General features: G+C 32.0%; 11 protein-coding genes. 7 read left to right on the top strand and 4 right to left on the bottom strand.

Annotated features, from left to right (window positions below; translation table 11 throughout):
- The first annotated feature begins 231 nt into the window (after positions 1 to 231).
- On the top strand, positions 232 to 828 hold the full coding sequence (locus V7056_RS10095; protein WP_499701563.1) for a nitroreductase family protein: 597 nt from the start codon (positions 232 to 234) through the stop codon (positions 826 to 828).
- 134 nt (positions 829 to 962) lie between these two features.
- On the opposite strand, the gene V7056_RS10090 is transcribed toward V7056_RS10095, so the two are convergent.
- Complete coding sequence (locus tag V7056_RS10090; protein ID WP_499701562.1) at positions 963 to 2,519, bottom strand: ABC-F family ATP-binding cassette domain-containing protein; 1,557 nt, start codon at positions 2,517 to 2,519, stop codon at positions 963 to 965.
- 282 nt (positions 2,520 to 2,801) lie between these two features.
- On the opposite strand from V7056_RS10090, the gene V7056_RS10085 reads away from it, so the two are divergent.
- Complete coding sequence (locus V7056_RS10085; RefSeq protein ID WP_499701560.1) at positions 2,802 to 3,419, top strand: YgaN family protein; 618 nt, start codon at positions 2,802 to 2,804, stop codon at positions 3,417 to 3,419.
- A gap of 79 nt (positions 3,420 to 3,498) precedes the next feature.
- Complete coding sequence (locus V7056_RS10080; RefSeq protein WP_499701558.1) at positions 3,499 to 4,113, top strand: PH domain-containing protein; 615 nt, start codon at positions 3,499 to 3,501, stop codon at positions 4,111 to 4,113.
- Positions 4,114 to 4,554: 441 nt separating this feature from the next.
- Here V7056_RS10080 and V7056_RS10075 read toward each other — a convergent pair whose 3' ends face one another.
- Together V7056_RS10075 and V7056_RS10070 are read right to left on the bottom strand one after the other, a co-directional pair.
- Entirely contained in the window at positions 4,555 to 5,019 is a 465-nt protein-coding gene (locus tag V7056_RS10075; RefSeq protein ID WP_499701556.1) for a PH domain-containing protein, read from the bottom strand.
- Between the two features lie 9 nt (positions 5,020 to 5,028).
- On the bottom strand, positions 5,029 to 5,469 hold the full coding sequence (locus V7056_RS10070) for a DinB family protein (RefSeq protein WP_499701555.1): 441 nt from the start codon (positions 5,467 to 5,469) through the stop codon (positions 5,029 to 5,031).
- A gap of 124 nt (positions 5,470 to 5,593) precedes the next feature.
- Here V7056_RS10070 and V7056_RS10065 point away from each other — a divergent pair, with 124 nt between their 5' ends.
- The gene (locus V7056_RS10065) at positions 5,594 to 5,866 is read left to right on the top strand and encodes a hypothetical protein (protein WP_499701553.1); all 273 of its coding nucleotides are present in this window, start codon (positions 5,594 to 5,596) and stop codon (positions 5,864 to 5,866) included.
- Positions 5,867 to 5,935: 69 nt separating this feature from the next.
- Here the strand turns inward: V7056_RS10065 and rnhC are convergent, their stop codons facing one another.
- Positions 5,936 to 6,865 (bottom strand): ribonuclease HIII, encoded by a 930-nt coding sequence (rnhC, locus tag V7056_RS10060; protein ID WP_499701551.1) that lies wholly within the window; start codon positions 6,863 to 6,865, stop codon positions 5,936 to 5,938.
- 100 nt (positions 6,866 to 6,965) lie between these two features.
- Here rnhC and zapA point away from each other — a divergent pair, with 100 nt between their 5' ends.
- From zapA to polX, 3 genes are read left to right on the top strand one after another with little or no spacing between them, the layout of a single operon-like run.
- Positions 6,966 to 7,247 carry a cell division protein ZapA gene (gene zapA, locus V7056_RS10055; protein WP_499701550.1) on the top strand — a complete coding sequence of 94 codons (282 nt, stop codon included), beginning with the start codon at positions 6,966 to 6,968 and terminating at the stop codon, positions 7,245 to 7,247.
- On the top strand, positions 7,240 to 7,767 hold the full coding sequence (locus V7056_RS10050; RefSeq protein ID WP_499701548.1) for a CvpA family protein: 528 nt from the start codon (positions 7,240 to 7,242) through the stop codon (positions 7,765 to 7,767). Before zapA ends, V7056_RS10050 begins: the two co-directional genes overlap by 8 nt.
- 50 nt (positions 7,768 to 7,817) lie before the next feature.
- Positions 7,818 to 9,542 (top strand): DNA polymerase/3'-5' exonuclease PolX, encoded by a 1,725-nt coding sequence (polX, locus tag V7056_RS10045; RefSeq protein ID WP_499701546.1) that lies wholly within the window; start codon positions 7,818 to 7,820, stop codon positions 9,540 to 9,542.
- The last annotated feature ends 5 nt before the right edge of the window (positions 9,543 to 9,547 follow it).

The following is a 9,547-nucleotide window of genomic DNA, read 5'->3' as shown; positions in this document are numbered from 1 at the left end:
TTAGCATGCCTACCATTTCCGCCTCACGGAAAGGGAGTATCCTGGAGTTGTAATCAACTAACGCATTCTAAATTAACAATGATCGATACAAAAACAGTTTTATTGAATGATGATAGATTTTTTTAGTAAATTTTAAAGTTTTCTAATAAATACTTGTTTTTATTGAAAATGATTATCAATTACATTTATAATAATAGATGAATCGATTCCAATTAAGGAGATTACAAATAAATGACAATTTTAGATACAATCAAAAATAGAAGAACTGTTAGAGATACAAAAAAAGACCCAATTTCTGAAGAGATTTTGATGGAACTTTTGGAAGTAGCATCTTATGCTCCTTTTCATAGTAAAGAAGAGCCATGGCAATTTATCATGATTTCAGAAGAAAATGAAAAAGAATTTTATGCTTCAAAAGTCGTAGATAGTTATGAAAGAATGGAGTTAACAGAGACATATACTGTTGAAAAAATAAAGAAATCTGTTGAGTTTTTTAAATCATATATTATTGACACGCCTATGCATTTGATTATAACAACAGATCATTCAGATAATGAAAAAAAGAATTTAGAAGCAATTGGTGCAACCTGTTCATTTGTTCAAAATTTACAATTAGCTGCTTGGGAAAAAAATATTGGAATGGTTTGGCGTACAAACCCGTATATTTTTGATCAACAATTTTACAAAGAAATGGGTATCCCAGCGAATAGAAAAATATTGGGCGCACTTCATATCGGTTATATCAATACAATGCCAAAAGTTTCTAAAAAACGAAAAAATCCTAGGGAATGGACGACTAAACTAGGTCAAAATATTACACTTTCATAATAAAAAAGAGAGACTGAATCTTTTAATATGTTTTCGTAATTCAATAATAAAAGGGAGCAAATTAACATGTTACGTTAATTTGCTCCCTTTTGTATGTGTATCTTAATAAAAGAAATACTGTTTAGCGGCTATTATTAAAATACTTTCGTAGTCCAATTTTCACCATTCCATACGTCTGTTACTAGACCTTGGTAAAATTCTGGTTCGTGACAGATTATTAAAATGCTACCTTTAAATTCTTTCAGTGCACGTTTTAATTCTTCTTTTGCATCTACATCTAAGTGGTTGGTCGGCTCATCTAGTACAAGTAAGTTTGATTCATTATTCATTAATTTACATAAACGAACTTTGGCTTTTTCTCCACCACTTAATACAGATACTTTACTTTCGATATGTTTTGTTGTTAAACCGCATCTCGCAAGCGCAGCACGAACTTCGTATTGTGTAAATGAAGGGAATTCGTCCCAAACTTCATCAATACATGTTTTATTGTTATCACTTTTTACTTCTTGTTCAAAGTATCCAATATGAAGGAATTCTCCTCGTTCAACTTCACCTGAAATTGGTTTAATATCACCAAGTAAACTACGCATTAAAGTTGTTTTACCGATACCATTCGCACCAACTAAAGCAACTTTTTGACCACGTTCCATTCGAAGATTTAAAGGCTGTGAAAGTGGTTCGTCATAACCAATAACAAGGTTTTTAGCTTCAAATATTAGTTTTCCAGAAGTACGAGCTGGTTTGAAATCAAACTCTGGTTTTGGCTTTTCTCTTGCAAGCTCGATCACGTCCATTTTATCAAGTTTCTTTTGGCGCGACATTGCCATATTACGAGTAGAAACACGAGCTTTGTTTCGAGCAACAAAGTCTTTCAGCTCTGAAATTTCTTGCTGTTGGCGTTTGTAAGCTGATTCTAGTTGTGATTTTTTCATTTCATAAATGTTCATGAAATTATTGTAATCTCCAACGTAACGATTTAATTCCTGATTTTCCATGTGATAAATTAGATTAATAACACTATTTAAGAATGGAATATCATGTGAAATCAAAATAAATGCATTTTCATATTCATTTAAATAACGTTTTAACCATTCAATATGTTGCTCATCTAAATAGTTAGTAGGCTCATCTAATAATAAGATATCTGGTTTTTCTAAAAGAAGCTTTGCTAAAAGAACTTTTGTTCTTTGACCACCTGATAATTCAGTTACATCACGTTCAAGACCAATATCTTCTAAACCTAAACCACGAGCAATTTCTTCAACTTTTGCATCGATAATATAAAAATCGTTATTTGTTAATGTATCTTGTAGCACGCCAACATCTTCAAGCATTTTCTCCATTTCCTCTGGAGTTGCATCGGCCATTTTTACGTATAAATCATTGATTTCATTTTCCATATCAAACATATATTGGAATGCACTTTTTAATACGTCACGAATTGTCATTCCTGCTTGCAATACCGCATGTTGATCTAAATATCCAACACGCACTTTTTTAGACCATTCAACTTTACCTTCATCAGGTTGAAGTTTTCCTGTTACAATATTCATGAAAGTCGATTTACCTTCACCATTAGCACCGATTAGACCGATATGTTCTCCCTTTAGTAAACGGAATGATACATCATTAAATATTGCGCGATCACCAAAACCGTGGCTTAAGTTTTTTACAGTTAATATACTCATTGATCTACACCTTTTCTATTTTTTTCGTTATATTAAAATGTTCTATTTAGAACGTAATTTAAACAGTCACTTACTAATTATAGTCTGCAACTAGGTAAGTGTTCAATGGTAAATTAATGTGCTGACAGAAAAGAAGGGATTGCATGATGAAGTAAGGAAAATTCAGTCATCACCCATTAACAAAATCGACTATATGAAAACACTTGAAAAGGAAAAGAGGAATACATAAATCTTAATTGAATAACCATATTTTAGTAAATGAAAGTTTAGAGGTGGGAAATAGTGAGGAAAATCACTTATCTATTATTAGTAGTCATTTTTTTAGTAAGCTGCAATAAAGACGAAACTTTACCGCAGATTATAGAAAAAAACAGTATTGTGGAAAATTATAAAATGACTAAGTCTGAAATGAATACACTAAATATTCTTGGGGAGGATAGTCAAAAATTAGCGATTTATAAATTGAAATTAAATAATTCAACAGATATACAATCATTGGAAGCAAAAATTAAAGTGTATTCTAATGGTAAATTAGTGCATACAATCGGTGGTATCGCAATGGGTATTCTAAAGGATGATGAAGAAATTTACTATCTTACATTTAAACGTCAACTTCAGCTTGAAACGAAAAATACATATGAATGGGACATCATTTTTGCAAATGGTAATGGGCATAGTACCGGCCAAACATTATATAAACAACCAGACCAAACTAATATGTCACTTTTTGAACACATTGAAGGAAAACATGAAATAGTAAAAGGAAAAGAAATGGCACTTGGAGCATTTGTGGAAGGAAATGATTCGATGGAATCAGTTAGTATCTCCCCTGATATAAAAGATAATGAAAGACTATTAAAAAATAAATATGTATACTTATTATGTCTAGAAGCTAAATAAAGTAATAAAGTAAGGATAGCGGAGAAGAAAAACTTATTCTCCCAAATTCACTATTCTTATCTTTTGAGGAGGAATTTACATGTTTGGTAAAGTCGCAGCAGATATGCTTGGTTTAAGTGATGTAGGTAGTGTCATCGAGCCTAAAAACTATGACAAGGTCGATTCTGATGATTACGTAATGCATGAAGATGATGAGAAAATCTATTTTTTAATTAAATCAAAAACAGATGAGTATTGTTTCACAAATAAAGCGTTAATTCATTTAGACGGAACTAGCGCAATCAGTAAAAAACGTACACTTCATCGATATAATTATCATACTTATAAAATTTCTCACGTTGTTCTAGAAACTGCTGGTACGATTGATTTGGATGTTGAAATTAAATTCAATATCGGTGGTAAAGAATTCTCGATTGATGTACATAAAAAACACATTGAACAGTTAAAGGACCTATATAAAGCATTATTAATGATCGCTGAGATTTGTCATGAAAACGAAGTTAAACTAGGCTTTGCTAAGGAAAGTATTGAATTAGCATCTACAACACTAAGTCGTGTTTCAAGTAATGAAAACAGCGTTGTAAATAATTTTAAAGAAATTAACGAAGCGGCTTTCGAGTGGTTGATGAAATCAAGAGAACAATATAAAGTTAAAGATTTTGGTTATGTTTTTGAGAAGTATATTAATAACTAAAAAATTAGAACCCATAGTTTATATGGGTTCTTTTTTATTGTGTGGCTGTATGAAAAACATTGATATGTATTTAAGAATGCGTTAGCTGATTACAACTCCAGGATGCTCCCTTTCCGTAGGGCGGAGCTGAGCCTCGGGTCCACAGGATGTGGATCATGCATGCGTTACGACAGGACGTCGTGGTTTTAGCATGCCTACCTTACTTGCCCTGCGGGGTCTCAGCCTCCCAGCAAATTCCTCAAGGATCGCGCACCTTCCATTGTAATCAACTATTGTCTTAATGGTTATAAATTCTTAAAGAAACACTCTTTTGAGACGAGTATATCGAATATGATTTATCAAAAAAAGAATAAACGATGGTATCTCGAATCAAATTGCTAAAAAAAGAGATAGTCTTCATATTTTTTAAATGAAGCTCAACTGTGTATTTTTAATAAAAACTTATTTTACTTCTTCTTTGTCGGAAAACAGATTGCCATTACGATCTCTAATTTCCGCTTGTGGACATCGTTTTTGGAGCTCGCTTAAAAAAAGCTCTTCATCCTTTGGGAGTGATAATAATGCGAATTCAAATTTTTTATATTCAATTTTTAAACGTTTAAATGTCCAAGATGGGGATGAAATAGGATTTAACGAAAATCCTACTTTTTTGATTTCTTGAAAAGGAATCTTTATTTTTATATAGCCAAATATTGAAATAAACTCAGTACCGGTAAATTCATGGTAAGAATGAAATAACGCCCAAACTAGTACGATGATGACTGGTGAAATGAGAATAAAAATAACGATGCTCATGATTTGTCCTTCACCTTCAATAAAACTACCTATTGGAACGAGGAGAATAATTGGGATTAAACAAAGAATGAGTGCGACTAAAAATGGGTTTTTCTTTATTTGAAATTTCATGTTTACACCTTATTTCTGATCAAATATTTGTTTTAAATGATGCTTTAAGTGTTCTACATAATCCGAATATAACCATTCTAATGTGACCTTCTCATTTTCACTAACGTTGAATTGTAAGGCTAATTTTTCGGTGGCTATGGTTTTCATAGTTTTAACGATTCGTTGGTTTAAGGCGATCCAAAGTGTTAACACTTCATCAATCGTATAGCAATTTTGATAGTCGTTAAATTCGACCCAATGATTTTGTTTGTAAAGTTCAAGTTTTATATCTTCATGTGAATAAAGTCTGTCAATAAATCTTTTATGGTTCATTGTAGCCGAGTCGCATAAATGTCCAAGAATTTCTTTTTTAGACCATTTTGAAGAATTTGGTTTATAGTCTGGATTAGGTAAAGCTAAAATATCTTGTGAAACGGTTTGAATAAGCCCTTCTAATTCACTAGTGATCATTCCCAGCATCAACTCCATAATCTATTTATTTATGTAATGCATATGTATGAACATTTTTCATTATGTGTCCTTAGACAAGCAGTATATGAATAGTTTAATAATAGGACAATCTTGGAGGTGGAAGATGTTTGTTTTTCTACTGTATGTTGGGTTTCTAATAGGTTTATTAGTCGTTTACAAAGAGGCAATTAAAAGAGATGTAAATAATCTAGGCTTTCAAATGATCGGATATTATGTAGTATCTTCATTACCATTTCGATTGTTTTGGCTACCAATCCCTTTTGGATTCTTAATTTGTTTATACTTTTTATCAAGACCGTCGCTTCGATATAAGAAGCAAAAACAGCTTGCTAGTTTATTAGGATTTATTTTCTTTATCGTAGATGCTGTATTCTAAGTGAAATCTTCATTTAGAATACAGCTTTTTTGTTTTAATTTAGCTATAAAAAGTTGTTATGAACAAAACTTATTTTTTAGCAATTTTCAATGCTTTCTCAGTATTAGCAAAATGCAGTTTTGTAAAGCTTCTTAATGCTTCAAAGCCTTTTGCACGTATGAATTTTGCAGCTGCTTGGTCAACCTTTGCTCCCGCGCCTTTAGGTAATGTCATGCCAGCTTTTTCACTTAAGAGATCCATTTGTTGTAAAAAAGAATAACGTGCAAGAATAGAGGAAACAGCAACAGATAAATGTATTCCTTCTGCTTTTGTTGCAAATTGAACTTTGTCTCGAATCACTTCTTTTGTCCCTTTTAAATATCCAAAATATAAATTAGGAGGTGTAAATTGATCGATTAAGATTGCATCATAATGCTTATTTTCTAGCTTTCTAATGATATTTCTTATTGCTTGATTATGTAGAAGGGCTTTTAATTTATTCATATTGTAGCCTTTTTCTTGCATGTCATTGTATTTATCATTGTGTAAAACTAAAAGACTATAAGTGACAATATGAATTATTTTTTTAGCAATTTTACAAATTTCTTCATCATTTAGTTCTTTTGAATCTTTAACCCCAAGCTCTTTTAATAACTCGAATTGACTAGGTTCTACAAAGGAAGCTACAACTGTCATCGGACCAAAATAATCTCCAGTTCCTACTTCATCACTTCCAATTACAGATAGACTTGAAAAGTTACTTGGTAAATTATGTTGATTTGAAGGCATTTTTTTAGCCGCTTTTGGAACAGCTGATTTTCCTTCCCATTTACTTATTTCTGTCCCGCAATTTGAACCTTGGAACATAACTTTTCCAGATTTATAGGCTGTAATTGTACAACCATTAGATTTTGCTAAAAAAAGACCACCCTGTGGTACTTTGGGTTGAATACCATTTTTGTAATGATCCTGCATCTTTAGTAGAGTTTCTCCTGAAACTGTAAGGACAGTGTTTGCCATATATTTCTCCTTTATCTTGTAATATTGCCAAAACTTTCACTTGCACATCAGTTCATGTTATAGTTTAAGTTAGAATGTTTAACTGAATGGAGGTAAGAAGTTGTCCAATTCTTCATCAAAACAAAAACTTAATGTATCTATTTATGGGCAACAATATTTAATTACTGGTGACGAATCAACAGAACATATTCGTCATGTTGCCTCAATTGTAGATGAAAAAATGAAAGAAATAAATCATAAAAATCCATTTTTGGATACAAATAAATTAGCTGTATTAACAGCAGTTAATATAGTAAGTGATTATGTTAAATTAAAAGAAAGAGCGGAACAACTCGAAACATTACTTAAAGAAGCTAAAAGTGAGAAGGAAAACAATGATTGATATTATTTTAATTGTATTATTAATACTCGGCGTATTTACAGGCTGGAGAAGAGGATTTATTAGTAGTCTAATTAGACTATTAGGTTTTTTATTATCTTTATACATAGCTTATCATTATTACGAGCAGACTGCTATCACACTGAAAAAATTATTTCCTATTAATATAACTAGTAACCAAATTGTTAATTTTGAACAATTCATATATGAAATTGTTGCGTTTGCATTACTGTTTATTGGAACCCGTTTAGTGATATCTTTCTTAGGTTCATTATTAAATGGGGTATTCCAATTACCATTGTTAAAACAAGTAAATTCGCTATTAGGTGGAATTTTAGGCTTAATCGAGGTCTATTTATTTTCAGTACTAGCACTTTTTATTGCGCTTATTTTACCGATTGAAGCGCTACATACATTACTACATAATTCAAAGATAGCTTATTTTATCGTTCAAAATACGCCTTTTGTTTCTACACAACTAATGGAACTTTGGAATGGAATGTCAAATACGATGATCTATTAAATGAATGAAGTTAGTTAAGATTGTATTAAAAAATTAAGTAGGTGAATGGGATGCACAAAAAAGAACTGATAAAGTTATTAGAACAAATTGCAACTTATTTAGAATTAAAAGGTGAAAATGCCTTTAAAATATCAGCTTTCCGTAAAGCGGCAAATGCTTTAGAAACAGATGAAAGAAGCTTAGAACAAATAGAAGATTTTACAGCGATAAAAGGAATAGGAAAAGGGACATCAGCTGTTATAGAAGAGTACATCAAAACTGGAAAAAGCACAGTATTAGATGAGCTAAAAGAATCACTTCCAAAAACATTATTACCATTATTAAAACTACCAGGATTAGGTGGGAAAAAAGTAGCCAAGCTTTATCAAGAGTTGAAGATTGAAAGCATGGAGCAATTAAAAGAAGCTTGTGTAAATGGAAAGCTTCAAGGTCTTGCTGGCTTCGGGAAAAAAACTGAAAAAAATATTTTAGACTCTATAGAAGAGTTTGGAAAACAACCTGAAAGATTGCCATTAGCAGACGTTCTACCAATCGCAGATAAAATTGAAGCATATTTATCAAAGATGAACGCTGTAGACAAATTCTCACGTGCTGGTAGCTTACGAAGAGTTCGTGAGACGGTAAAGGACTTGGATTTCATTATTGCTTCAAATCATCCAGAAAACGTAAGAGAACAATTATTATCGATGCCAGAAATTGTTCGCGTCATTGCAGCTGGTGATACAAAAGTTTCGCTTGTCTTAAAAGGCGTTGAATATGAAATTTCAGTGGATTTTCGAATCATTCAACCGAAAGAGTTTGCTACAACATTACACCATTTTACTGGATCAAAGGATCATAATGTTGCAATGCGTCAATTAGCAAAAGAGCGTGATGAAAAAATAAGTGAGTATGGTGTTGAAGACGTAAACACTGGCGAAGTTTTGACATTCGAGAATGAAAAAGACTTCTACGCTCATTTTAATTTACCGTGTTTTCCACCAGAAATTAGAGAAGATGGTAAAGAAGTTGCAAATTTCACAACAGACTATCCTTTAATTAAATTAGAAGATATAAAAACAGATATTCATATGCACTCTACTTGGAGTGACGGTGGATTTTCAATTGAGGAAATGGCTGAAGCTTGTAGAGCAAAAGGCTATAAATATATCGCAATTACTGACCATTCACAATATTTAAAAGTTGCGAATGGATTAACACCTGAACGCCTTTGGAAACAAAAGGAAGAGATTCAACGTTTAAATGAAAAATATACTGATTTTACAATTCTTCATGGAGTTGAAATGGACATTTTACCTGACGGATCTTTAGATTACGAGGATGATGTGTTGCGCTCAATGGATTTTGTCATTGCTTCGATTCACTCAAGTTTTAGTCAAGATGAGGAAACGATCATGATGCGATTAAAAAATGCGATGAGAAATCCGTATGTTAGTATGATTGGACATCCGACCGGTAGAAAAATTGGCAGAAGAGCGGGTTATAAGGTGAATGCTGAAGAATTAATTTCTGTAGCAAAAGAAACAGGCACTATTTTGGAATTAAATGCGAATCCAAATCGCTTGGATTTAAATAAAGACATGTTAATAATGGCCAGGGAAGCTGGCGTTAAAATCTCTATTAATACAGATGCCCATAACATCGATATGTTAGATCATATGACGATTGGGGTAAGCGCGGCCAAAAAAGCCTGGTTGAAAAAAGAGAATATAGTAAATACATTTGAATTACATGAACTATTGCGTTTAATCGAAGGAAAACGTAATCGTATGTAAGGAGG

The sequence above is a fragment of the Bacillus sp. JJ664 genome, from assembly GCF_036962205.1.
Lineage (GTDB): Bacteria > Bacillota > Bacilli > Bacillales > Bacillaceae_G > Gottfriedia.
Note: the sequence above shows the minus strand (reverse complement) of the source record. Positions and strands in the feature narration are given on the sequence as shown.